Origin of the sequence: Sphingopyxis sp. QXT-31 (assembly GCF_001984035.1) — a bacterium.
Taxonomy (GTDB): domain Bacteria; phylum Pseudomonadota; class Alphaproteobacteria; order Sphingomonadales; family Sphingomonadaceae; genus Sphingopyxis.
The window spans coordinates 2,060,705-2,084,607 of sequence record NZ_CP019449.1 but is presented as its reverse complement, the minus strand read 5'-3'; the positions used below and the strand labels follow the sequence as shown (position 1 = coordinate 2,084,607).

Here is a 23,903-nt window from a genome sequence, read left to right as displayed (position 1 = left end):
CGCTCCTCCTCAGTCGTTGACCGTGACGATCGGCTTCAGCACCAGCCCGAACTGGCGCAAGGTGCCGAGAATCTCGCGGTGGCCGAACGCCTGGCACGCCGAAGCGAAGCCGGTGCGCCGCGGCGCCTGCTGGAGCAGGTTCGCGGCGGCCCAGGCCTGCATCAGCCCCGTCTGCTTGTAGTTGCAATTGCCGTGGAGCAGCACATGCACGCGGCCGAGCGGGCCCGAGGCATAGACCGAATCGATGCTGGTGTTGAGCCGCGAATTCTCGCGCGGCGGCATATCGCCCTGAATAGACTCGGCCATCTTTGACAGCGCGGCTTCCTGTTCCTCGAACGGCAACGGCTTGATGTCGGTGTCGACCATCTTGGTCATCGCGACGACATTATCCATCACCTCGCGCGCGAAGACGCCGCCATAGACCTTGACCGTCGACACGCGCGGGTCGTTCTTGAACCACAAAGGATGCGAGGTGCCGCCCCACGGCAGGGTCAGCGCGGTGGCGTGCTGGCCGGGGACTTGGCACTCGGTCGTCGTCAGCGTCGGCCATTGGACATACTGATTATTCTCGAGATAATACCAGTCGGCCTTGAGGATGGTGAAGATCGTCTGGACCGAGGCATAAGTGGGAAAACCCTTCCACAGCACGAGCATGTCGAGCGTGTCGAGCCCGGGCATCGTCTCGAGCGCGATGTTCGCGGCGATCTCGCCGGTGGTGTACATATGCGCGACGCAAGGCGAGAGCAGCAGGCCCTTCTTGGCGAAGGCGTCGCCCCATTTTTCCTGCGCCAGCAGCATCCAGTCCTGCTCGCCGGTGGTGTCGAGATAATGGCAGCCCGCGGCGAGGCAGGCCTCGACCGCTTCGGGGCCATATTTGATGAAGGGGCCGACCATGTTGCACACGACGCTGGCGCCCTTGAACAGCTTGGTCAGCGCCGCGACGTTGTGTTCGACCTCGGCGACTTCATAGTCGGCGGTCTCGATGCCGGGTACCTTGTCCATCACCTCCTGCACGCGCTTCTTGTCGCGCCCCGCGGCGATGAACGGAATGCCCAGCTCGCGCAGATATTCGCAGACGAGGCGCCCGGTGTAGCCCGAGGCGCCATAGACGATGACCGGTTTCTTGCTCATAAAGTTCGTCCTGTTCTGAAGGGTTTGGGTCAGACCGCGGTGTAGCCGCCGTCGACGATCAGTTCGTTGCCGCACATGTACGCCGCGTCGTCGCTCGCCAGGAACAGCAGCGGCCGCGCGATCTCGTACGGCGTCGCCATGCGCCCCATAGGGATCGCGGCGGCGGTCGCGGCGGCGAAACCCGCGGCCTCGTCGCCGAGCGCACCGACCGCGTCGACGACGAGCTTGGTCTCGCAATAACCGGGGTGGAGCGAGTTGATGCGCACCGGCCAGCCCTTGCGCGCGCAATCGACCGCGGCGGCCTTGGTGAACATCGCGACCCCGGCCTTGCTGGCGTTGTACGCGGGGAAGAGCGGCTCGGCGACGTTCGCCGCGATCGAGGCGACGTTGACGATGACGCCGCCCTTGTCCTTCATCGACTTGATCCCGGCGCGGGTGCCGAGGAAGACGCTCTCGAGGTTGACCGCCATCAGCCGCTGCCATTCGGCGAGGCCAGTATCGACGACCGATTTGAGGAAGCCCATGCCGGCGTTGTTGACGAGGATGTCGAGGCCGCCGTCCCGCGCGGTGACGTCGGCGATCAGCGCGTCCCATGCGGCCTCGTCGGCGACATCCTGTCGCCGCGCCTCGGCCTTATGTCCTTCGCCGCGGATCGCCGCCGCCGCCGCCTCGGCTTCGGCGAGGTCGATGTCGGTGATCGTCACCGACGCGCCCTCGCGCGCAAATTCCTGCGCCGCGGCGAGGCCGATGCCGCGCGCGGCGCCGGTGATCAGCACGCTTTTTCCCGTAAAACGCATCATCATATGATCCTTGGCTCAAAGAGGGTAGGGCCGACGGGCGGGAGGAGGATCGCCCGCCGACCCCGCCCCGTGGGGGGCGTGCGACCCGTCAGAATTTCACCGTCGCCTCGACGCCATAGGTGCGCGGCATGCCGCGGTTCAGATAGTCGAGCCCGAACACGTCGATGTTGAGCCCATAGGTGTAATAATATTTGTTGGTCAGGTTCTTGACCCACGCGCTGACCGAGAAGCTGTCCTTCTGATAGGTCAGCCGGCTGTTGAGCAGCCAATAGGAGGGGTTGCCGCAGGTGAAGGCGGTCCCCGCCGGGCGGATCGCGCCGGGCGCGCCGGGCTTGTCGCACGGATCGAGCCCGTAATCGCCAAACGAGTCGAAATAATATTTGCCCATATAATTGGCGTCGCCGCGCAGCGTCAGCTTGCCGGCATTGCTATCGAACACATCCCATTCGAAACCCGCGGTGAAGGTGGTCTCGGGCGCGTTGGGGAAGCTGTTGCCGTTGACGTTGCGGGTGAACTGCGTCGCGGGATCGGCGGGGTCGACGACATTGCCCTTGTACTTGCTGTTGAGCAGCCCGAGCGTCGCGTCGAGACGGAGCGAGTCCGCCGCCTGCACCGTCAGCTCGGCCTCGCCACCATAGACGCGGCCGTTGGCGCTGCGGGTGAAGGTCGTCGCGCCGACAACCTGCGTCGTCTGCTGGTTCGAATAGTCGTAATAGAAGCCCGCGAGGTTGAGCTGGACGCGGCGGTCGAGGAAGCGCGTCTTGAGCCCGCCTTCATAGGCGTTCACCTGCTCGGGCTTAATATAATAGACCTGGTTCGTGCCCTGATAGGCGAGGCCGTTGTAGCTGCCGCTGCGATAGCCGCGGCTGTACTGCAGATATCCCATCACATCGTCGGCGAATTTGTAGCTGACGTTGACGCGCCCGGTCAGGCGGTTCGCCTTGCTGCTGAGGTTCATCGTCGGCAGGTTGGGATTATAGGGATTGCTGTACGGGATGAGGTTCACCACCGGGGTGGTGCCGTCGAGGCTGTACAGGATCGTGCTGCCGTTCCGGAACTTCACCTTGTCCATCGTGTAGCGCAGGCCCACCGCGATGGTCAGCGCCTCGGTCGCCGTCCAGGTGACGTCGCCGTAGATCGCCTTCGACGGACGCTGGATGTCGAATTTCTGCGAGCCCAGGATCGGCGTGAAGGGCGGGGCGCCCGCGGCGCGGCACGCGGCCGAAATTGCCCCGCCGAAACCGCCGCCGCCCGAATTGTTGAGCTGGATGTCGGTCAGGAGCGCGATCAGCGAGCGCGCGTCGAGGAAGCCGTTCGGATTGACCGCGACGGGCGCGCAGCTGGCGGGATTGGTCGGATCGAGCGTCGGGTCGGCGGCGAAGGCGGGGACGATGCCGATCGAATCGGGGGTGGCGACCGCGGCATTATTGTAGCTGCCCGGCAGCCCCGCGCCGAGCAGCAGCGGGCGGATCACCCCGAAGAAATCGGGCTCGTTCGAGGTCTTGACGGTGTCCTTGCCATAATAGAGGCCCGCGATGACATCGAGGCTGTCGTCCGAATAGGCGAGGCGGAAGTCCTGGTTGAAATTCTTGCTGCGCGAGCGGAAGCGGATCGCGCAGAGGTCGTTCGGCGAGCCGTCGCAGTCATTGGGGTCGATCGCATAGCGCCCCTTGTCGAAGCCGGTGATCGAGGTGAGCGTCACAGTGTCGCTGGCCTCGTAGCTGATGTTGAGCGCGGCGCCCTGCGAGCGGGTGTAATAGGTGCCGCCGGTGTCCGCCGACACCTCGTTGCGGCGGAGCGCGCGGCCGCCGTTCTGCGCGGGGTCGAAGCGCGAATAACCGAGCGCGTCGCGATTGCCCGCGAGCTGGCCGATCGCATAGGCGTTGGCGCCGAGCGGATCATCCTTCGCGGCGTAGAATTTGAGGTTGATGTCGAGCCGGTCGGTCGGTTTCCAGCGGATCGCGATGCGGCCGCCGATCGTGTCGGTGGTGCCGACATGGCGGTTCTGCGCGGGGTTGAATTGCCAGCCATCGCCCTTCGAGCGCGTGCCCGCGACACGGATGCCGAGCACGTCGGGAACCAGCGTGAATTCGGCGGCGCCCTGTACAGTCTTGGTGTCGTAATTGCCGTAACCCAGCGTCAGATAGCCGTTGTTGCCGTCGAGCTCGGGCTTGCGCGTGAAGAAGCTGACCGCGCCGCCGGTGGTGTTGCGGCCATAGAGCGTGCCTTGCGGTCCGCGCAGCACCTCGACGCGGTCGATGTCGTAGAGCTGCTGGCCGTGACTGGCGCGGAAGCTCTGATAGACTTCATCGACATAGACGCCGACGGGCGACGCCGTGGACGCGGAAAATTCGTTCGCGACCGAAATGCCGCGCAGCGCGAAATTGGGCTGGGTGTTGCCATAGGGACTGGTGACCTGGAGGCTGGGCACCGCGCCCATCAGGTCAGAGGTCTCGGTGATCCCGCGGCCTTCGAGCGCGTCGCCGCCGATGGCGGACACCGCAACGGGCACGTCCTGCAGATTCTGTGCGCGCTTCTGCGCGGTGACGACGATCTCGGCGATCCCGCCGCTTTCGGCCTCGGGGGCCGCGGCATCCTGCGCGAGGGCGGGGGCGTGCCAGCCGACCAGCATGGTCGTGGACAGGCAGGTCGCCAGAAAAGCCTTGTTGCTCATATCGTCTCTCCCACGGCTTGCGGCCCGTCGATGCGTGGCCGTCGATGGAAGCGAGGCTATTGCGGAGCCGCGCGGCGCGACAGGTCGGGCGGCGGGGGGAACGATGGGGGGGACGCTTGCCGCGGACGTCGCATGGCGATAGCCATGGGGTTCAGATGGAGGGCGAAACATGACCATCCAGCCGGGATCGAGGACCGAGGCCACGGCGCATTTGCGCGTCGTTGGGGATCATGCCCGCGCGGCGCCGGTCCCGCCCAAAGATCGCCCGCCGCGGTTTCCATCCGATCTCGTCGGCCTCGACCGCGCCGCCCTGTGGCTGGGCCGCCTCGCGCAGCGCGAGCTGACGTTGGTGCAGGCGCCAATGGGTTACGGCAAGACCGCCTTCTGCGCGGCCCTGTTCGCCGAGGCGAAGGCGGCGGGCTGGCGCGCGGGTTGGGTCTCGTTCGACGCCGGCGACGATGGCACGGCTGCCACCGCGCACATCGCCGCTGCGGTACATCTCGCCTGCGGCCGCCCGGCGCATTCGGATGGGGCGGCTGCCGCGGTGCCCGAACGGGCGGCCGAACTGGCGGAGACGATCGACGCCGACGACCGGCCGCTTCTGCTCGTCCTCGATGATGCCGACCGCCTCGCCGGTCCCGGGGCGACCGAATTATTGAATGCCTTGCTCCGCCACCCGCCCGCGCGGTTGCACCTCGTCCTGACCGCTCGCACCGCCCCATCGGTGGCCGTCGATACGGTCGAGCGCCGCGGCATGATGCTGCGGATCGGCTCGGCCGACATCGCGCTGGACGATACGGCTGCCGCCGCCTTCCTCTCCGCGGCGGGCGTGACGCTGGACGCGCAGGACACCGCTCGCCTGCATGAATTGCTCGAGGGCTGGCCGGCCGGATTCAGACTTGCGGTGCAGCGCCCCGAGACGCTGAAGGCAGGCGATTTCGCCGGCCTGCTCGCGCGCCTCGACGCCTTCCTCGCGCCGCTCATCGACGCCCTTCCCGATGCCGAGCGGCTGTTGCTTCAGCGCTGCGCGGTCGCGCCGCGCCTCGATGCCGATCTCGCGCGCCTTCTCGGCGGCGACGAAGGGAGCGGCGACCGGCTCCGCGATCTGGCGGGGCAGGGGTTGTTCATCGAAGTGGGCGAAGACGGTGCGTCGTACCGCCTGCACCCGGCGTTCCGTGCAGCGCTGCGCCGCCGCCTCGATCGCGCCGAACCCGGCCGCGCCGCGCAGCTGCACCGCGCCGCGGCTCGCCGCTATACGGCGGCAGGGCTGACCGCCGAGGCGATCGACCAGGCGCTGGCGGCGGCGGATTTCGAGCAGGCGGGGGCACTCATCGCGACCGCCGCGATGCCGATGATCGAAGGTGGCCATATCGAGCAGGCGGGCGGCTGGATCGCCGCGCTGCCCGCCGGGACCATCGCCGCCTTCCCCGATCTCGGCCGGGCGCAGGCGTGGCTCGCGGTGCTCGACGCCCCGGGTGCGGCCGTTTTCGCCGTGGCAGGCGCCGATGCCCCTGCGCTCGAGCTGCTCCACCGCGCCCATGCCGCCGACCGGCTCGATGGTGCGATCGAGGCCTGCGACCAGCTGCTCGCCGCGCCCGGCGAGCTCTCGGATTTCGCCATCGCGATGCTGCGCGGTACGCTGGCGCATGGCGCCCTCAAGCGCGGGCTGTTCGGGCTGGTCCACGACGCGGTGCGGCCGCTGCTGCTGCGCGGACGCGGGCGCCCGCTCGATCTGCCGCTGGCGCTGGCGATCATCGCCAAGGCCGGCGCGGCGCGGGCGCAGGGGCAGCTCGGCGAGGCCGAACGCCTGCTGCGCGAGGCAGGTGAGACGGTCTCCCAACCCGGTCTCGCCGGGGCGCTGATCGACGCGGCGCTCGCGCGCTGCTGCTACGAACGCGAGGATTTCGAGGCCGCGGCGATACTTGCGGCGCGCGCGCTGCCACAGCTCGATCACGCCTGTTTCCAGGACGCGCTGCTCCACGCCTTTCTCGTCGCGACCCGCATCGCCGCCCGGGAAGGGCAGGCCCACCCGGCAGCGGCGTTGATCGACCGCGCCGAACTCATCGCCTTCGATCGCGGATGGGCGCCGCTGAAAGCGCTGTGCGTCGTCGAACGCGCGCGGCTACGCCTGCCTCAGACGATCGATCCCGAGGCAGTGCTCGCCATCGCCGACGAGGATGCGGCGGTACTCGATCCGCTGTCGGCGCCGGGCCGCGCCTTCGCGCTGCTCGCCGAAATGCGCGCCTATGAGGCGATTGCGGCCGACGACCGCCCGCGGCTGACCCGCGTCGCGGCGCTGCTGCTCCAGCTCGCGTCGAGCGCCGACGATGCCGAACTGCGCACCGCGGCGACGTTGTTCAACATCCTGCCGCAGCTCAGCGGGCGCTGCGACAAGATGGTCGAGCTTGAAACGGTGCGCTTCCTCAACCACGCCGCCAGCGTCGGTTTCCGCCGTACGATCGTCGACGTGCTCGACGTCACCGGGGTGCGCGCGGTGCAGAATTTCTGCAGCGAGGCGTATAGCTCGGACTGTTTCCTCGCGCTGCTGCGCCTCGCCGATCCGGCGCGGCACGACCCCGCGCTCGCGGGGACCAACGTCCCCGCGCCGGGCGAAGCCTTCTCCTTCCTCACCGACCGCGAGATCGAGATACTGAGCGCACTCAACGCCGGCGAATCCAACAAGGAAATCGCCCGCACGCTCCAGCTCGCGCCCGAAACGGTGAAATGGCACCTCAAGAATGTGATGCGCAAATTGCGCGCGGGCACGCGCGAGGAGGCGGTGCTTAACGCCTCGACGCTGGGGCTCAAGCTGATCGAACCGGGGGCGCGGCATTAAATCGGCCCGTCGCGGCGTCGCTTCGACGTAAAACGGCTGCTAAAACCTCCGCTTAACCACATGAGTTACAGAATTATTTCGCCGATTGTTCGCATCGGTGAACGCCGACAAAGAGATGGACAGGCCGGGGGGCGGTTTATATCAGTCGGACTCCTGTGAATGCCGCCGGTGGAGGAGAGACAAATGGCCATTTCGCTCAACAAGAATTCGAGTGTCAGCCTGTCGAAGGAGGCCGGCGGCAGCGGGCTCACCCGCATCGCGCTCGGCGTGGGCTGGGACATGGCCCCGGCGAAGGGTTTCTTCGCGAAGCTTTCGGGCGGCAACGAAAGCATCGACCTCGACGCCTCGTGCCTGGTGTTCGACGGCGGCGGCAACATCGTCGATGTCGTGTGGTTCCAGAAACTGACCAGCGACGACGGCTCGATCCGCCACAGCGGCGACAACCTCACCGGCGAGGGCGACGGCGACGACGAGACGATCATGATCGACCTGACGCGCCTGCCGTCCAACGTTGAGACGCTCGTCCTGACCGTCACCAGCTTCCGCGGCCAGACCTTCGACAAGGTGGCCAACGCCTTCGGCCGCGTCATCGACCTGGCGACCAACCGCGAACTCGCGCGTTACGACATCAGCGAAAGCGGCAGCTATACCGGGCTGATCCTCGCCTCGCTGAAACGCAGCGGCGGCGAATGGATCTACAAGGCGCTGGGCGAACGCGCGCAGGGCGTGCATGTCCAGCAGCTCGCCGACCAGTCGCGCAGCCTGATCTGATCCGTCTCATTCAACGATCCGCGTCGCGGCCGAGCCGCGACTGCAAGGGGGGCATCGATGCAATTGCAAAAGGGTGAAAAGCGCGGGCTCGCCGACCTCGGCGTCGGCAACCGCTGCGAAGTCGCGGTGTCCTTCGGCCTGGCGGGGGTCGATATCGCGGCCTTCGGCCTGAATGCCGAGCGCAAGATCGGCGACGATCGCTATGTCGTGCTCTTCTCGAATCCGCGCACGCCCGAGGGGGCGATCAGCCTGTCGCCCGCGTCGGACAAGGCGGTCTTCGCGGTCGACCTCGACACGCTGCCCGCCAGCATCGACCGCATCGTCTTCACCGCGACGCACGACGACCGCTTGATCGCCGACGCCAAGCCGCTGCTGGTGTCGATCGACGGCGGCAAGGCCGAGTTCAACGTCGCCGAGCATCTCACCAACGAAAAGGCGGTGATGATGGTCGAATTCTATCGCCACAGCTCGGGCTGGAAATGCGGCACGATCGCCGCGGGCTTCGCCGGCGGTCTCGGCAGCCTGATCGGCCATTTCGGCGGCGAAGTGGCCGATGCGCCTGCCCCGGCTCCAGCGCCAGCGCCCACTCCGGCCCCCGCGCCGGCTCCGGCCCCCGCACCAGCACCTGCCCCGGCTCCGGCGCCCTCCGCGCCGATCAGCCTCAAGAAGATCACGCTCGAAAAATCGAGCCCCAGCGTCAGCCTCAAGAAGACCGGCTCGACCTTCGGCGAGATCGTTCTGAACCTCAACTGGAGCCAGCCCGAGCAGAAGCGCGGCTTCTTCGGGGGCGGGCCCAAGAATATCGACCTCGACCTCGGCGTGCTGTTCGAACTGCAGGACGGCTACAAGGGCGTGATCCAGGCGTTGGGCCGCGCGTTCGGCGACTTCAACCGCGAACCCTTCATCCAGCTGTCGGGCGACGACCGCACCGGCGCGGTGTCGGCGGGCGAGACGATCCGCGTCAACGGCCAATATTTCGACCATATCAAAAGGATCGCGGTGTTCGCGCTGATCTATGACGGGGTTCCGAACTGGAACAAGACCGACGGCATCGTGAAGATGACGATCCCCGGCCAGCCCGAGATCGAGGTCCGCCTCGACGAAGGGCGCGACAATTGCCGGCTGTGCGGCATCGCCATCCTCGACAACGAGGGCGGCAGCCTCAAGATGCAGCGCCACATGCGCTATTACCGCGACCAGAAGGAATATGCCGACGACATCGGCATCTTCCTGCGTTGGGCCGCGGGTTCGAAAGACTGATTTTTAGCACCGCTGCGGCGGCAAGGGGACGAATTTCAATGTTCAAACATTTCGGCGGTTCGCTGCTGTTCACCGTGGTGGCGCTCGCATTGGGCGCCTGGTACGGCTGGGAGCTCACCGGCACGATCGACGGGGTGCTCGGCATCGTGTGGATCTGCGTCGTGCTCTCGGTGCTCGAGGTCTCGCTCTCCTTCGACAATGCTGCGGTCAACGCCTCGGTCCTGAAGGATATGGACCCGGTCTGGCAGCAACGCTTCCTCACTTGGGGTATCGCGATTGCGGTGTTCGGCATGCGCATCGTTTTCCCGCTGGTGATCGTGATGGTCGCGGCGGGCCTCGGCCCGATCGAGGCTTTCAAGCTCGCGCTCAACGAACCCAAGCAATATCAGGCGATCGTCAGCGACGCGCATATCGGCCTGATGGGCTTCGGCGGCGCCTTCCTCGGCATGGTCGGCCTCAAATATTTCTTCGATTCGGATAAGGAAGTCGACTGGATCGCCGCGATCGAACGGCCGCTGGCCAAGGTCGCCGACATCGACGCGGTCGCGATCGGGTTGGTGCTGCTCGGCACCTGGCTCACCTCGACGATGCTGTCCGACGCCGATGCGCTGGTGTTCATCATCGCGGCGATCGGCGGCCTGCTGACTTTCATCGTGGTCGAGATCGTCAACCATGTGCTCGAACCCCCGACGCCGTCGAGCGGCGACGTGGCCAAGGCCGGCTTCGGCGCCTTCCTCTACCTCGAAGTGCTCGACGCCAGCTTCTCGTTCGACGGCGTAATCGGGGCGTTCGCGCTCACCAACAACCTCATCATCATCGCCATCGGCCTCGGCATCGGCGCGATGTTCGTGCGTTCGATGACGATCTTCCTCGTCCGCAAGGGCACGATGTCCGAATATCGCTATCTCGAACATGGCGCCTTCTATGCCATCCTCGCGCTGGCGGTGATCATGTACATCAACACCTTCCAGCATATTCCGGAGGTGATCACCGGGCTGATCGGTGCGGTGCTGATCGGCATCGCCTTCTGGTCCTCGGTGCGCTGGAACCGCGCCAACCCGGGCGGTGACGGCGCGGACGAAGGCGAGGCCGAAACCGCAAAGGCGTGAGATAACGGGGACGCAATATCGGGGGTGACCGGACGGTCCGGCCACGCCCACCACTAACGGAAAGGATGAAACTCCATGGCAATTTCTCTTTCAAAAGGCGGTAACGTCAGCCTGTCGAAGGAATCGCCCGGCCTCGACGAGGTCATGGTCGGCCTCGGCTGGGACGTCCGCGCCACCGACGGGCAGGATTTCGACCTCGACGCCTCGGCTTTCCTGCTCAAGGAAGACGGCAAGGTGCGCTCGGACGGCGACTTCTGCTTCTATAACAACAAGGACGTCGGCGGCGCCGTGATCCATCAGGGCGACAACCGCACAGGCGAGGGCGACGGCGACGACGAGCAGATCAAGATAATATTGTCGAAGGTCCCCGCCGACGTCGACAAGGTCGCGGTCGCGGTCACCATCCACGACGGAGAATCGCGCGGCCAGAGCTTCGGCCAGGTCTCGAACGCCTTCATCCGCCTCGTCGACAACAAGACCGGGACCGAAATCGTTCGCTACGACCTGTCGGAAGACGCCTCGGTCGAAACCGCGATGATCCTCGGCGAAGTCTATCGCAACGCCGGCGACTGGAAATTCCGCGCCGTCGGTCAGGGCTTCAAGGGCGGCCTCGGCCCGCTCGCCGGCAACTATGGCGTCAACATCGGTTGATGCGGACATGATGAAGGGACCGGCGGGCACGCGGCCCGCCGGTCCTTTCCACGGATTTTGAAAGGACGCGGACATGGCAGTGTCATTGAGCAAGGGCGGCAATGTGTCGCTCAGCAAGGAAGCGCCCGGCCTGTCGGCGGTGACCGTGGGCCTCGGCTGGGACGTGCGCCAGACCGACGGCGCGGCCTTCGACCTCGACGCCTCGGCGTTCGTCGTCGGCGCCAACGACAAGGTGCTGAGCGACGCGCATTTCATCTTCTACAACAATAAGTCCTCGCCCGATGGCGCGGTCGTCTATGGCGGCGACAATCGCACCGGCGAGGGCGCGGGCGACGACGAGACGGTCAAGGTCGACTTCGCCCGCCTCGGCGCCGATGTGAAGAAGGTCGTCGTCGCGGTCACGATCCACGAGGGCCAGGAGCGGAAGCAGAATTTCGGTTCGGTCTCGAACGCCTATGCGCGCGTGATCAACGACGCCGACGGCAAGGAACTGGCGCGCTTCGACCTGTCCGAGGACGGCAGCATGAACACCTCGCTGATCTTCGTGGAACTGTATCGCGGGCCGCAGGGCGACATCAAGGTCAAGGCGATCGGCGAGGGCTGGGAAAGCGGCCTTTCGGGTCTCGCCGGCAGCATGGGCGTCAACCTTGGCTGATCTTGTGCCCGGCCTTAGCGGGACCGCGGTCCCGGCATGCCGGGCGCGATGATGCGCATCTGGTTCAATCGCGGTTTCTCGCTCGCGCCGATCGCGGGGCTGATGCGCGTCGCCGATCCGTCGCTCGAGGTCTTCATCAGCGTGTCGCCGCACGCGGCGCGCTATCCGGGCCCGACCGCGACCTGGATCGACGGCGGCTCGGCCGATGCCCCCGCCGACGATCGCGACGCCTATCTGGCATGGGTGCGCGAGACGATCGACCGCGAGGCGATCGACATCTTCATCCCGACGCGCCATCGCAAGCTCATTGCGGAAGCGGAGCTGCCGTGCCGCGTGCACCTCCCCGCCGACATGGCGACGCTCGCGCTGCTCGACGACAAATATGGCTTTGCCGAGGCGCTGGCGGGCGAGGAGCATCACCTACCCACCTATCTGGCGCAGAGCAGCGGCGAACTCGCCGAGTTGCTCGCGCGCTGGCCCGACGACGGGAGCAGCCCCTGCGTCAAACCGCGGCAGGGGGTCAACGGCCTCGGCTTCTGGCGCCTGATGGACGTCGATCCGATGGCGCACCTCAAAGACCCCGAACGCCGCCGCATCCGCGCCGAGCTCTATGTCGCGGCGCTCGCCGAGCAGGAGGCGCGCGGACCGATCGACGATATCGTCGTCATGCCCTATCTGCCCGGCCCCGAAATCTCGTTCGACATACTGGCCGACCAGGGGCAGCTGCTCAAATATGCCGCGCGCACCAAGCTAGCGAACGGCCACCAGCATATCGTGTCGCGCCATCCGCTCGCAGATGCGGTCGCGGCGATCGTCCGGCGCTTCGGCCTCCACGGCCTCGTCAATGCGCAGTTCCGCCGCGCGAACGACGACGGCTGGAAATTGCTCGAGATCAACGCCCGGCCCGCGGGCGGCGTCGTCTATGCCGACCAGGTCGGCTGCCGCCTCGTTGCCGACTGGGCAGGCCTGCTCACCGGACGGCTGACCCCGGAGACGATCGACCGCAGCGCGATCGACAGCGAGGTGTCGTTCACGACGGTGGTTCAGGCTGTGGCCGCATGAGAGCGAGAGGGGAGGGGCGATGAACAAGGCGCAACCCGGCGAACGGCTCGCGGTCGACGACAACAGCGCGTGTACGATCCGTGTCGGCGGGCGCGGCGCCGACCGCGTCGGCATACTCGCGGTCTCGCGCGAGGGCGCCTTCCAGCCGCTCGAAAAGGGCAGCGGCGCGGGCGAATGGACCTTGTCGGCGATGTCCGACCTCGGCGACCATGCCGAACTCCTGCTCTACATCGTCGACGACCGCAGCGGCGGCTTCGTCAACGACGCCTATCCGCTCACCGTCGATTTCGGCGGCACCAGCTACGACTTTCCCGCCCCCTTCGACCAGCTCGCCGCGGTGATCATCGCCGAGGTCTATCTGCGCAATGGCGCGAGGCGCGTGAAAGTCGCCAACGAAGGCTATACCTTCGGCATCGAGGCCTTCGCGCGCGCGCGCAATTTCTCGGTCGACGCGATCCCAGGGCGCCAGCGCAGCAGCGGCGGCGGTTCGGGCAATCCCTGGGGCGACCACCGCCCGCCGCCGCCGCCGGGGACCTCGCTCGGCTCGGGCAGCGGCGTGCTCGTCGCGCCGGGGGTGGTCGTCACCAACGCGCATGTCATCGAGGGCGGCAACGACTTCAAACTCGGCGGCAGCAAGCAGGCACTGACCATGCTCGCGGTCGATCCGATGCACGACCTCGCTATCCTGCAGGGCGATGTCCAGGGCACCCCGCTGCCGCTGCGCCATACGGCGCCGATCTGGCTGGGCGAGGCGGTGCTCGCCGCGGGCTATCCGCTGATGGATCTGCTCGGTAGCGACCTCAAGGTCTCGACCGGCAATGTCTCGGGGCTCAAGGGCTGGGAGGGCGATGTCGCGCGCTTCCAGTTTACCGCGCCGATCGGCTCGGGCTCGTCGGGCGGCGCGATCCTCGACGAATATGGCAATCTCGTCGGCATCACCTCCTCGTCGCTCGCGCACGGAAACCTGCGCGACCGCGGCGCGATCAGCGAGAATGTCAATTTCGGGGTCAAGGTCGCGCTGGTGCACGAGATGCTCGCCGCCTCGGGCGTCGACGTTCCGCACGGCGGCCTGTCGGAGGACAATAATCGTCGCAACGTCGTGCAGCGGCTGCGCGGCTCGGTGATCAGCATCATCGTCAGCAGCTGAGCCGGACGCTTGATCGGTCACAATTTTTCGGTCAGTAGCGATATCCGTTCGGTCGCGGTCTCCGCTCATACGCAGCGCTGTGGATCCACCGGTCAGCTTGCCGATGAATATGTCGCGGTCGCCGAAATCGACCGCGACAGCTGGAACCAGGTCGATTGCGCCAACATCAGGGCGATCGACCCCGCGGAACTCCTGCGCCGCTTCGGGGCAAAGCTGGAGGCCGATCCGCGGGGGATGCTGAAAGTCCAGCAGCGCTTCGATTAGGGCGCGTTCGTCGTCGACTGGCCGACCGGGCCGAAACCGCCATCATGATTTCACCATTTTGAGGAAAAATCGCGTCCATGCTCCAAGAGCTGTCCCAGAAGACGATCATCGACCTCGCGACCGGGCGGCTGGAGCTGGTGACCGCGGAGGATGTCGACCTCGACGCCTATTGCGATTTCGCCGCGCGCGCGAACCCCAAGCGCGGGTTCCTGATCGTGTCGAAAGTCCTCGGCCGCCATCTGCCCGCGCGGCCCGCGGCGATGCGCGAGGCGATGGACGCGATGGCAGCCCGGATCGCCACCGACCTGCCCGGACCGGTCGCCTTCCTCGGCATGGCCGAAACCGCGACCGCGCTGGGGCAGGGGGTCTTCGCTGCTTGGCAGGCGCGGAATCCGGCGCGCGAGGCGGTCTATCTGCAATCGTCGCGCCAGCGCGCGCGGGGCGCCGAGGTGATCGCGCGCTTCGAGGAAGGGCATAGCCACGCGACGTCGCACCTCGTCCAGATCGCCGACCCCGCGATCCGTAAGCTCGCGGCATCGGCACGGTCGCTGGTGATCGTCGACGACGAATGTTCGACCGGCAAGACCTTCGTCGCCGCGGCCGAAGCGCTGGTTGGCGCGATGCCGCTGGTCGAGCGGATCGAGACCGTGTGCATCACCGACTGGAGCGACCGCGGCTACCTCGATGCCATGCCGCGCCCGAGTGCGGCGCGCGCGATCGTCGAGGGGCGGATGGACTGGACCGCCGCCGCGGTGCAGCCCGCCGTCCCCGAACTGGCCGCAGCCAGCAACGCCCCCGGCGCGGCGCCGGCGTCGGGCATGGCGAGCCGCACCGGCCTGCTGGCGTCCGAGGCCGCGACCCGCGCGCCGGTGCGCGCCGCGCCGGGCGAGCGCGTTCTCGTGCTCGGCGAGGGCGAGCATAGCTATGAGGCGCTGCGCGTCGCCGAGGAGATCGAACGCTACGGCGGCATCGCCGCGGTCCAGTGCATCACGCGCAGCCCGGCGCTGCTCGGCGGCGCGATGGCCAGCCGCTCGACCTTCGCCGACAGCTATGGCAGCGGCGCGCCCTGCTTCCTCTACAATATGCTTGGCCACGCCCCCGACCGCGTCCTCGTCGTCACCGAAGTCGCCGCCGGCCAGCAGACCGAAACCGAGGCCGCGCTCGCCGCGCTCGGTTCGGCGGTGCCGGTCGAGGTCGTCCTTTGCCATTATGCGGCGGAGGGCTGATCCGATGCGCCCGCTCGTCCTCACCGACCTCGACGACACTTTGTTCCAGACGATGCCCAAATGCCCGCCGGGCAAGGAAGGGCTGCGCCAGATGAGCAGCCTGCTCGACGGCAGCCCCAGCGGTTTCGCAACCCCGATGCAGCAGCATTTCCTCGGCTGGCTGCGGGACGGCACCGTCGTGCCGGTGACCGCGCGCGGCCGCGACGTGCTCGCGCGCGTCGCGATCGAACAGGCGCCCGCGATCTGCTCGAACGGCGGCTGCATCGTCGGCGACGACGGCGAGATCGACCGCGTCTGGCACGACCGGCTCGCGGAGGAAGCGCGCCGCGTCGATCCGGTCGCCGACGTCTATCGCGCGATCGCCGACCCGCTGTGCACGGTGCGTTTCCGCCACTGGATGGTCGAGGAGAATGGCCTCGACCTCTATGTCGTGATCAAGAGCAACGACCATGACGATCAGGCGCTCGCCGTGCTCGAGCAGGAACTGGCGCCCCGCGTGCCGAAAGACTGGCGCTGCCACCGCAACGGCAACAATCTCGCCTATCTGCCACCCTGGCTGAGCAAGCGCGTCGCGGTGCGCTATCTCATCGACCGCGCGCGGGCCGAAGCGCCCGACCGGCCGGTGATCGGCATCGGCGACAGCGTCTCCGACGTCGGTTTCATGGATCTATGCGATTTCGCGGTGGTGCCGACGCGCTCGCAGCTGTGGGCTGCGGTCGTCGACGGCAACGGCTGGGTCGATTGACGCAATGACGCGCAATCCCCTCTATCTCGACGCCGCCGGGCATTGGAGCTTTTCGGGCTCCTACGACCCCGATGACGTCGTCTTCCTGCTCAATCCCCGGCGGATCGAGCCGGTGGACATTGCCGAGAAGGAGCGGCTGATCCAGTCGGGCGCGCGCCATTATTCCGAAATGCTCTCCGCCGAGGCGGTGCCGGGCGAGGCCTATATGCGCCTCTACCACGCCGCGCTCGCCGCCAATGCCGCGCGCGTCCGCCACGATGTCGAGCAACTGGCGGCGGCAATCGCCGCGCGTCCCGAAACCGCCGAAAGCTGCGTGATCCTGTCGCTCGCACGCGCGGGTACGCCGATCGGCATCCTGCTCAAACGCGCGCTCGTCCGGCGCGGCGTCGCGGCGCATCATTATTCGATCAGCATCATCCGCGGCCGCGGCATCGACACCAACGCGCTCGCCTATGTCGCCCACCGCCACGGTGCTGCGAACGCGGTCTTCGTTGACGGCTGGACGGGCAAGGGTGCCATCCGCGGCGAGCTCGACCGCTCGCTCGGCGACGGCGCCACCGGCTTCGCGCCCTTCCTCGCAGTCGTCGCCGATCCCGCCGGGGTCGCCGATCTCGCCGCCAGCTTCGACGATTATGTCATTCCCGGCGGCCTGCTCAACGGCATCGTCTCGGGGCTCGTCAGCCGCTCGGTGCTCAACGCCGATCTCGTCGGTCCGCACGACTTCCACGCCTGCCTCGCGATGCCCGAGCACGCCGAACGCGACGTCAGCCGCGCCTATATCGATGCGATCGAGGCCGCGGGCGACTGGCAGGGCAGCCCCGAGCGCCCCTGGTCCGCCGATGAGGTCGCGGCTGTCCGCCAGGGCGCCGCCGACACCATCGCCGAGCTCGCTGCCGAAGCCGGGGTCACCGACATCAACCGCATCAAGCCCGGCATCGCCGAAGCCACTCGCGCGATCCTGCGCCGTGTGCCAGACCATATCCATGTCCAGCGGCGCGGCGACCCCGACGTCGCGCACATCGTGCTGCTCGCCGGACAGGCGGGAGTGCCGGTGATCGAAAGAAACTTGCGGACCTATCGGGCCGTCACCATTATCAAAGACTTGGGAGCAGAGCAGCAATGAACGCGGTCGAACTGGGTGCCACCCTCTACGTCCCCGCCATCAACCCGACGGCAAAGGCGATCGCCTATGGCGCGATCGACGACCTGCGCTCGGTCGTCATCTGCCTCGAGGATTCGGTGCGCGACGATCAGGTGCCCGCGGCGACCGCCGCGCTGCAGGCGCTGCTCGCGGGTTTCGCCGAACGCGCGCCGGCGCTGTCCATCTATATCCGCCCGCGCAATTTCCAGATGCTGACGCAATTGCTCCACATGGCGGGCATCGACCGCATCGACGGCTTCGTCCTGCCCAAGGTCACGACCCAGTCCCTGCCCGTCTGGCTCACCGCGCTGATGCACGAGCATCACCGCATCATGCCGACGATCGAGGGTGAGGAGGCGTTCGACCGCGCCGCGCTCGCGCGCCTCTGCGATCAGCTCCAACCCTATGCCGAGCGCGTGTCGGCGGTACGCATCGGCGGCAACGACATCCTCGGCCTGCTCGGCATCCGCCGCTCGCGCTACCGCACCGCCTATGACGGGCCGCTGGGCAGCGTCATCCGCGACATCACCGGCACCTTCATCCCCAACGGCTTCGGCGTCGCGGCTCCGGTGTTCGAGCATTTCTCCTCGCCCGACGTTCTCCGCCGCGAGGTCGAGCAGGATATCGAGCATGGCCTGCTCACCAAGACGGCGATCCACCCCGAGCAGATATCGATCATCCATTCGGTCTATCGCCCCGACGCCGCCGAAATGGCCGAGGCGCGCGCGATCCTGAGCCAGGAGGCACCCGCGGTGTTCGGTAGCAACGGCAGCATGTGCGAGCCCGCGACGCACGCGCCCTGGGCGGGCATGATCGTGCGCCGCGCGCAGGCGCATGGCGTCGCCGGGCTCGATCAGCAGGCCGACGTCCGGGTGGCATGAGCGGGCTGGACCTCGAACCCCCGGCGCCTTCGACGCCCCCCGCGCGGCCGGCCAGCGGCAGCGAGGTCGCGCTCGACGCCGCGACCGTCGCGCGGCTGAAGGCGGTCGCGCGCGAATTCGCCGGCGCCTTCGTCTCGATCGAGACGCACAGCCCCGAATTCGACAGCAAGGCGGCGCAAATCGCGGCGCTCGGCAGCCGCGAGGTCAAACTGCTCTCCGACCAGGCGCGCGCGACCATGTCGCGCAGCACCAGCCGCGACGGCGCGGTAAGTGCGGTGCACACGCATCTCGAACGGCTGCGCGCGGTGGTCGAGCGGCTGAACCCCGGGGCGGGGGACGAATTGCTGAAGCCGCGGCGCCTGCTCGGGCTCTTCCCGTCGGGCAACCGGCTGACGAGCTATTTCGACCGCTACCGCGACGCCGAGGGCGAGATCGAAGCCGCGCTCGGCGCACTCGCCGCGAGCCGCGACCTGCTGCTCCAGGACAATATCGCGATCGAGCGCTTCCGCGCCGCGACCTGGCCTCTGCTCGCGCGCCTCGCCGAAGCGGTCGAGATGTCGGGCCACCTCGACGCGCGCTTCGAGAAACTCGCGTCGCAGCTCGACCATAACGACCCGAACAAGGCGCAGCGGCTGCGCTCGACCGCGCTGTTCCAGGCGCGCCAGCGCCACGGCGACCTGCTGACGCAAATGGCGGTGTCGCAGCAGGGCTATGCGATGCTCGGCATCATCCAGACGAACAATATCGAGCTGATCAAGGGCATCGACCGCGCCTCGGCGACGACGGTCGCCGCGCTGCAGACCGCGATCGTCGCGGCGCAGACGCTGACCAACCAGCGCATGGTGCTGTCGCGCATCGGCGGGGTGACCGCGGCGGCGGGCTCGCTGCTCGAACGCTCGGCGCAGGCGTCGGCCGACGGCAATGCGAGCTTTGCGCTCGATAGCGCCGAGGCGGCCGAACAGGTCGCGGCGCTGCGCGCGGCCTTCGCCGACGTCACCGCCTCGGTCGATGCGCTCGATGGCCAGCATCGTTCGGCGTTGAGCGCGCTTTGACCGCCTTGGAAAGCCCGGTGCGCGCGGCTATGGATGGGGCAGGATGACGGCAGCAGGCGGGAATAAGACGCGATGAGCATGTTGCGACGGCTCGGCCGCCTGTTCGGCGGAGAGGCGGAAACGCCGCGCGGCAACCCCGCGCCGCCGCCCGCTGCGCCGCCGCCAGCCGCGGCGCCCCCCGCCTTCGATTACGACGACGAGCGCATCCCGAAGAGCGCCAAGGCCAAGATAGTGACGATCCTCGAATCGATCACCGCGGTCGAAAAGGCGATGGAGCGCGAACAGGTGCCGAGCTTCAGCCGCGTCGACACCGGCCAGATGCGCGATATCCACCTGCCGGGGCTGGTGCAGAGCTATATCGACGTTCCCGCCAGCCACCGCGGCGAGATTTTCCGCAAGACGGGCAAGTCGGCGAGCTTCCTGCTCGATGCCAGCCTCGACAAATTGCAGGAGCGCGTCGATTCGATGCTCCGCGACCTGGCGCAGCACGACATCGACGCCTTCACCAACAACACGCAGTTCATAAACGAACGCTATTCGGACGACGAAAACCCGTTCCGCTGACCCGAAGGAGCCTGACGATGACCGAATTTCGCAGACTGGAAGAAGCCGTCGAAGCCGGCGGGGTCCGGATCGAGAAATATCGCTTCGTCGAAAAGAGGCTGGTCACCCGCGGCATGCCGACCGCCGAGGGCGGGGTCCATTATATCGTCGAAAATACCGACATCTTCCAGCTGTGCATCAAGCTCTCGGGCGGCGCGGTGATGCTCGAACCCGGCGCGCTGCAATATATGCACGGCAAGATCGAATCGACCGTCCAGCAGCACGAGGACAAGGGCTTCTTCGGCCGCGCGCTCGCCTCGGCGGGGACGGGCGAGTCGGCCTTCGCGACCAAATTCTCGGGCCATGGCACGATCTGGACCGAGCCCGGCCGCCGCAATTTCATCATCGGCGAGATCGACGGCGACTCGCTGCTGCTCGACGATAAGGCCTTCTATGCCTCCGGCGCGGGCATCCAGCTGACGACGCATCGCCACAACACCATCGCCGGCGTGCTCGGCGGCAATGGCTTGGTCCAGCCTAAGATGAGCGGCAAGGGCGTGTTCGCGGTCGAGGCACCGGTGCCGGTCGAGGAGATCGACATCGTCGAACTCGACGGCAGCCAGGAACTCACCGTCGACGGCGACTTCATGCTGATGTTCTCCGCCGAGCTCAGCGTCACCATCGGCCCCTTGGTCAAGGGCCTGCGCAATGCGCTGCGCAGCGGCGAGGGCTTCGTCTACAAGCTCAACGGCCGCGGCACCGCCTGGCTGATGCCGACCGCGAAGGTAAGCTAGCCCCTAGAATTTCACGCTCAGCCCGGCGGTGATCCGCCGGTCGGTGAGCCCCTGGAAACACAGCAGCGCCTTGTTGTTCACGCAGTATTGGTTCTGGTCGCCGCGCAGCAGGTTGATCCCCTCGACCCCGACATTGATATTGTCGGTGATGTCGTAGTTGATGCTGGCATTGAGCTGTCCGCGCGCACCGTTGATCAGCGGCAGGCCGAAGAAGAAGGGATCGTTCGACACATAGCTCGATCGCCATGTGTAGCGCAGCCGCGCGTTCAGCCCATATTTGTCGTAAAAAAGCGTCGCGTTGTACGCATATTTCGACAGGTTGGTCAGCGTGATCAGGTCGCGCGAACCTGGGAATCCCAATTGGCTGAACACCGTCCGCGGCCCGTCGGCGACGCGAAACTCGCGCGCCGATCCGCCGGTCTTCTGATAGGTGAAATTGCCGATCACGCCGAAGCCCGAGGCGAAGCCGAGCGTGTCTTCCCACGCCGACAGATCGTGCTGGAAGGCGATTTCGATGCCCGTCTGCGTCGTGCTGCCCGGGACGTTGAAGGTCGAGCTGCGCGGCACGCAGATGCCGACGCCCTGGATCGGGTTGTTGATGTTGCGGTTGGCGATCGGGTTGTAGATGCCGCCGCCGGGGCAGGCGGGGTCGATCGAGATGTTGAGATTGCCGCCCGCATCGAGGTTCGGCGCGGGATCCTCCTGCCGCTGCGCGAACAGGTTCGTGCGGCTCTTGTGGAAGAAGCCGATGCTGACCAGGCTCGACGGCGCGAAATAATATTCGCCCGAGAGATCGAACGACCACACCGCCTCGGGCACCAGGTCGGGGTTGCCGACCGCGACCGGCGTGTTCGCCCCCGTGCCGAAGGAGAAGGAGGTCGACAGCGTGTCGAAATTGGGCCGCCTTATGTCGCGCGCGATGCCGGCGCGGACGAGCAATTTGTCGGCGGGCTCGAGCACGAGGCTGAAGCGCGGCAGCAGGAAGTTGTAATTGCTCTTCGCGACGGTCTGCCCGGTGACCGTGCCGTTGGCGATATTGTTGCCGGTCGACGACAGTCTGGTGCGCAGCCAGCGGAAGCCCGCATTGCCGCGCACCGGCATGCCCGCGATCTCGCCCTCCATATTCGCTTGGAAATAGGCGGCGTTGGTCGTCTCCTTGATACTGAAGAAGCCCGCGAAGGATTCGGTCGGGGTCGCGAGCGAGGCGACCGCCGGCCCCTGCGTGCGTGCGGCATTGCTCGCGGCGATCGCTTCGTTGAGCGCCGCGAGGACGGCCGCGGGATCGCGGAAGGCGAGGCCGCCGTCGATCAGCAGGAAGTCGGGGAAATAAAGCTCGCGCCCGTCGGCGGCGTTGAAGTTGTTCGGCCCGGGGATCAAGATGTCGGAGAAAAGGTCGCCCGACGGCCGGTTCCACGCGGTGGTGGTGTTGGTCAGGCTGACATTGTTCGAAAATTCGCTGTTCTCGGCCGAGGTGCGGTTCCAGCGCCAGCCGAAGTCGATCGAGGTCACGAAGGGGTTGAGGTCGCTCGTGTCGTAGCTGAAGTCGAGCCGCGCGGCGCGCTCCTCGTTATCGGTCGAATTGGCGCCCTGCGTCACCTGCTGCAGCTGGTAGTTGGCGGGGTCGAGCAGTTGCGCGGTCGTCGGCGCGAAGGGGCTCGCCTGGTCGATGCCGAATTGCAGCGTGCCGCCGCTGAGGTCGAATTCGATCGGCACGCCATTGTCGATGCTCCGCCCGATCACCGGCTGCGGGCCGTTGGGATTGATGAAGTCGAGCGTGGTCGAGAAATTGGGGAAGTCGGATTTCGACGTCGACAGCGACAGTTCGGCGCGCATGGATAGCTTGTCGGTGACCTGCCATTCGGTGCCGAGGTCGAACACGCGGCTCTTGGTGACGCGCGCGCCGGTGTCGGACGAGGTACGCAGGTTCGGATCGATGACGGTCCCGGTCGAGCCGCCGATGCCGATCGTGCCGGCGAGCGCGGCCTGTACCGTGCCGAGGTCGATCGGGCCGTTCGGGCCGTCGAGCGTGCCGAAATCGACGGTTTCGAAGTCGCTGTTGTTCATCGCGTCGACCACCGACGGGGTCGCGGTGCCCGAAATCTGGACGCGGTGACTCTGCTGGCCGCGCTGCTGGTTGTTCAGCGTCGCGTCGAAATAGAATTTCAGGTCGTCGTTGGGCTTCCACTCGAGCGCGGCGGTGCCGTTGTACGTCTCATATTCGTAATTCTCGAGCCCCTGCTGCAGGAACTGGATGCGCAGGAAGGGGAAGGCCTCGGCGCTCGGGCCCGAGCCGGGCTGGACGAGCGCGTCGCGATCGACGCGCGGCTTGAACGCCGCGACGTCCTGCCGCGCATAGCTGCCGCTCACCACGATGCCGATCTCGCCGATGCCGGTGTCCCAGCGGTTGCCGAGCGTCGCCGAGACGCGCGGCAGCGTCGATTTGGAGAGGTCGCTATTCTCCATCTGCACGCGCGCGGCGATCAGCGGGTCCCTGAGGTCGAGCGGGCGGATCGTGCGCAAATTGATCGTGCCGCCGACCGATCCCTCGATCGTCTGCGCGGTCGGGACCTTGGTCACCTCGACCGAGGCGATCAGCGCGGCGGGCAGATCCTCGAAGCTGATGCCCGAGCGGCCGGCACCCGACCCGACGGTCGACACGCCGTTGATCTCGGTGCGGTTGGCGTCGGTACCGCGGATCTGCACCGCATTGCCGACGCCGGCCTGGCGCGTGATCTGGACCCCGGTGACATTTTCCAGCACTTCGGCGAGGTTCTGGTCGGGCAGCTTGCCGATATCCTCGGCCTGGATGACCTCGACGATATTGTCCGAGGTGCGTTTCTCGCCCAGCGCTGTGGCAAGGGAGCTGCGGATGCCGGAAACGACGATCGTGTCATCGTCACTCGCGTCGGTTGCGGAACCGTCCTGCGCCGCGCTGTCTTGCGCGAAGGCGGGAACGCCGAGCAGCGCGGTCGTGCCCAGCAGCGCCGCCGCGAATTGCATCTTGCCGCGCGAAACGCGCATCAGGCTGGCCCGAATCATGTCCCTCTCCCTCCCAGGTCTTGTTTTGCGGGAAGCTCCTCCTGTCAGGCCAGTATGTCAACCCATGATTCAGACCAAAACCGGGTTGTTATTGTCCTACCTCTTGTATAGACCAGTGGGCG

General features: G+C 66.9%; 19 protein-coding genes and 1 pseudogene. 16 read left to right on the top strand and 4 right to left on the bottom strand.

All coding sequences use genetic code 11. From position 1 onward, the window contains the following. Positions 1-9: 9 nt before the first annotated feature. From BWQ93_RS10000 to BWQ93_RS09990, 3 genes are all read right to left on the bottom strand, one after another. A complete protein-coding gene (locus BWQ93_RS10000) occupies positions 10-1,131 on the bottom strand; it encodes a DUF5938 domain-containing protein (RefSeq protein ID WP_077030415.1) in 1,122 nt (373 codons plus the stop codon). 29 nt (positions 1,132-1,160) lie between these two features. Further along, positions 1,161-1,934, bottom strand: a complete 774-nt coding sequence (locus BWQ93_RS09995; RefSeq protein ID WP_198040514.1) for an SDR family NAD(P)-dependent oxidoreductase — start codon at positions 1,932-1,934, stop codon at positions 1,161-1,163. Positions 1,935-2,019: 85 nt separating this feature from the next. Continuing rightward, on the bottom strand, positions 2,020-4,605 hold the full coding sequence (locus BWQ93_RS09990) for a TonB-dependent receptor (protein WP_232314790.1): 2,586 nt from the start codon (positions 4,603-4,605) through the stop codon (positions 2,020-2,022). Positions 4,606-4,774: 169 nt separating this feature from the next. On the opposite strand from BWQ93_RS09990, the gene BWQ93_RS09985 reads away from it, so the two are divergent. The 16 genes and pseudogenes from BWQ93_RS09985 (at position 4,775) to BWQ93_RS09910 (ending at position 20,742) form a co-directional block, all read left to right on the top strand. After that, on the top strand, positions 4,775-7,441 hold the full coding sequence (locus BWQ93_RS09985; RefSeq protein WP_077030414.1) for a LuxR C-terminal-related transcriptional regulator: 2,667 nt from the start codon (positions 4,775-4,777) through the stop codon (positions 7,439-7,441). 183 nt (positions 7,442-7,624) lie between these two features. Further along, positions 7,625-8,212, top strand: coding sequence for a TerD family protein (locus BWQ93_RS09980; protein WP_077030413.1), 588 nt, complete (start codon positions 7,625-7,627; stop codon positions 8,210-8,212). Between the two features lie 54 nt (positions 8,213-8,266). After that, a pseudogene (locus BWQ93_RS09975) lies at positions 8,267-9,472 on the top strand (TerD family protein); the annotation flags it as partial. A 38-nt stretch (positions 9,473-9,510) separates the two neighbouring features. Beyond that, positions 9,511-10,581: a DUF475 domain-containing protein gene (locus BWQ93_RS09970; protein WP_077030411.1), complete on the top strand. Its 1,071-nt coding sequence runs from the start codon at positions 9,511-9,513 to the stop codon at positions 10,579-10,581. Between the two features lie 75 nt (positions 10,582-10,656). Further along, positions 10,657-11,232 carry a TerD family protein gene (locus tag BWQ93_RS09965; protein WP_077030410.1) on the top strand — a complete coding sequence of 192 codons (576 nt, stop codon included), beginning with the start codon at positions 10,657-10,659 and terminating at the stop codon, positions 11,230-11,232. 73 nt (positions 11,233-11,305) lie between these two features. After that, positions 11,306-11,887, top strand: a complete 582-nt coding sequence (locus tag BWQ93_RS09960) for a TerD family protein (RefSeq protein ID WP_077030409.1) — start codon at positions 11,306-11,308, stop codon at positions 11,885-11,887. A gap of 48 nt (positions 11,888-11,935) precedes the next feature. Next, on the top strand, positions 11,936-12,949 hold the full coding sequence (locus BWQ93_RS09955; protein ID WP_232314789.1) for an ATP-grasp domain-containing protein: 1,014 nt from the start codon (positions 11,936-11,938) through the stop codon (positions 12,947-12,949). A gap of 19 nt (positions 12,950-12,968) precedes the next feature. Next, entirely contained in the window at positions 12,969-14,096 is a 1,128-nt protein-coding gene (locus BWQ93_RS09950) for a S1C family serine protease (protein WP_077030408.1), read from the top strand. 9 nt (positions 14,097-14,105) lie between these two features. Continuing rightward, the gene (locus BWQ93_RS09945) at positions 14,106-14,360 is read left to right on the top strand and encodes a hypothetical protein (RefSeq protein WP_077030407.1); all 255 of its coding nucleotides are present in this window, start codon (positions 14,106-14,108) and stop codon (positions 14,358-14,360) included. 77 nt (positions 14,361-14,437) lie between these two features. Beyond that, positions 14,438-15,586: a phosphoribosyltransferase domain-containing protein gene (locus tag BWQ93_RS09940; protein ID WP_077030406.1), complete on the top strand. Its 1,149-nt coding sequence runs from the start codon at positions 14,438-14,440 to the stop codon at positions 15,584-15,586. A gap of 4 nt (positions 15,587-15,590) precedes the next feature. After that, positions 15,591-16,331 (top strand): sucrose-6-phosphate hydrolase, encoded by a 741-nt coding sequence (locus BWQ93_RS09935; protein WP_198040513.1) that lies wholly within the window; start codon positions 15,591-15,593, stop codon positions 16,329-16,331. 4 nt (positions 16,332-16,335) lie between these two features. Continuing rightward, complete coding sequence (locus BWQ93_RS09930) at positions 16,336-17,454, top strand: cysteine protease StiP family protein (RefSeq protein WP_077030404.1); 1,119 nt, start codon at positions 16,336-16,338, stop codon at positions 17,452-17,454. Next, positions 17,451-18,353, top strand: a complete 903-nt coding sequence (locus BWQ93_RS09925; protein WP_077030403.1) for an HpcH/HpaI aldolase/citrate lyase family protein — start codon at positions 17,451-17,453, stop codon at positions 18,351-18,353. Before BWQ93_RS09930 ends, BWQ93_RS09925 begins: the two co-directional genes overlap by 4 nt. Next, complete coding sequence (locus BWQ93_RS09920) at positions 18,350-19,405, top strand: toxic anion resistance protein (RefSeq protein ID WP_077030402.1); 1,056 nt, start codon at positions 18,350-18,352, stop codon at positions 19,403-19,405. Before BWQ93_RS09925 ends, BWQ93_RS09920 begins: the two co-directional genes overlap by 4 nt. 72 nt (positions 19,406-19,477) lie before the next feature. After that, positions 19,478-19,969, top strand: a complete 492-nt coding sequence (locus BWQ93_RS09915; RefSeq protein WP_198040512.1) for a hypothetical protein — start codon at positions 19,478-19,480, stop codon at positions 19,967-19,969. A 17-nt stretch (positions 19,970-19,986) separates the two neighbouring features. After that, a complete protein-coding gene (locus BWQ93_RS09910; protein ID WP_077030401.1) occupies positions 19,987-20,742 on the top strand; it encodes an AIM24 family protein in 756 nt (251 codons plus the stop codon). A gap of 3 nt (positions 20,743-20,745) precedes the next feature. Here BWQ93_RS09910 and BWQ93_RS09905 read toward each other — a convergent pair whose 3' ends face one another. Beyond that, the gene (locus BWQ93_RS09905) at positions 20,746-23,781 is read right to left on the bottom strand and encodes a TonB-dependent receptor (RefSeq protein ID WP_198040511.1); all 3,036 of its coding nucleotides are present in this window, start codon (positions 23,779-23,781) and stop codon (positions 20,746-20,748) included. Positions 23,782-23,903 lie beyond the last annotated feature (122 nt).

Bases quoted from the DNA above. Each gene is read 5' to 3' on its own strand.
- BWQ93_RS10000 (WP_077030415.1), bottom strand. From the start codon at position 1,131: ATGAGCAAGAAACCGGTCATCGTCTATGGCGCCTCGGGCTACACCGGG.
- BWQ93_RS09995 (WP_198040514.1), bottom strand. From the start codon at position 1,934: ATGATGATGCGTTTTACGGGAAAAAGCGTGCTGATCACCGGCGCCGCG.
- BWQ93_RS09990 (WP_232314790.1), bottom strand. From the start codon at position 4,605: ATGAGCAACAAGGCTTTTCTGGCGACCTGCCTGTCCACGACCATGCTG.
- BWQ93_RS09985 (WP_077030414.1), top strand. From the start codon at position 4,775: ATGACCATCCAGCCGGGATCGAGGACCGAGGCCACGGCGCATTTGCGC.
- BWQ93_RS09980 (WP_077030413.1), top strand. From the start codon at position 7,625: ATGGCCATTTCGCTCAACAAGAATTCGAGTGTCAGCCTGTCGAAGGAG.
- BWQ93_RS09970 (WP_077030411.1), top strand. From the start codon at position 9,511: ATGTTCAAACATTTCGGCGGTTCGCTGCTGTTCACCGTGGTGGCGCTC.
- BWQ93_RS09965 (WP_077030410.1), top strand. From the start codon at position 10,657: ATGGCAATTTCTCTTTCAAAAGGCGGTAACGTCAGCCTGTCGAAGGAA.
- BWQ93_RS09960 (WP_077030409.1), top strand. From the start codon at position 11,306: ATGGCAGTGTCATTGAGCAAGGGCGGCAATGTGTCGCTCAGCAAGGAA.
- BWQ93_RS09955 (WP_232314789.1), top strand. From the start codon at position 11,936: ATGATGCGCATCTGGTTCAATCGCGGTTTCTCGCTCGCGCCGATCGCG.
- BWQ93_RS09950 (WP_077030408.1), top strand. From the start codon at position 12,969: ATGAACAAGGCGCAACCCGGCGAACGGCTCGCGGTCGACGACAACAGC.
- BWQ93_RS09940 (WP_077030406.1), top strand. From the start codon at position 14,438: ATGCTCCAAGAGCTGTCCCAGAAGACGATCATCGACCTCGCGACCGGG.
- BWQ93_RS09935 (WP_198040513.1), top strand. From the start codon at position 15,591: ATGCGCCCGCTCGTCCTCACCGACCTCGACGACACTTTGTTCCAGACG.
- BWQ93_RS09930 (WP_077030404.1), top strand. From the start codon at position 16,336: ATGACGCGCAATCCCCTCTATCTCGACGCCGCCGGGCATTGGAGCTTT.
- BWQ93_RS09925 (WP_077030403.1), top strand. From the start codon at position 17,451: ATGAACGCGGTCGAACTGGGTGCCACCCTCTACGTCCCCGCCATCAAC.
- BWQ93_RS09920 (WP_077030402.1), top strand. From the start codon at position 18,350: ATGAGCGGGCTGGACCTCGAACCCCCGGCGCCTTCGACGCCCCCCGCG.
- BWQ93_RS09915 (WP_198040512.1), top strand. From the start codon at position 19,478: ATGAGCATGTTGCGACGGCTCGGCCGCCTGTTCGGCGGAGAGGCGGAA.
- BWQ93_RS09910 (WP_077030401.1), top strand. From the start codon at position 19,987: ATGACCGAATTTCGCAGACTGGAAGAAGCCGTCGAAGCCGGCGGGGTC.
- BWQ93_RS09905 (WP_198040511.1), bottom strand. From the start codon at position 23,781: ATGATTCGGGCCAGCCTGATGCGCGTTTCGCGCGGCAAGATGCAATTC.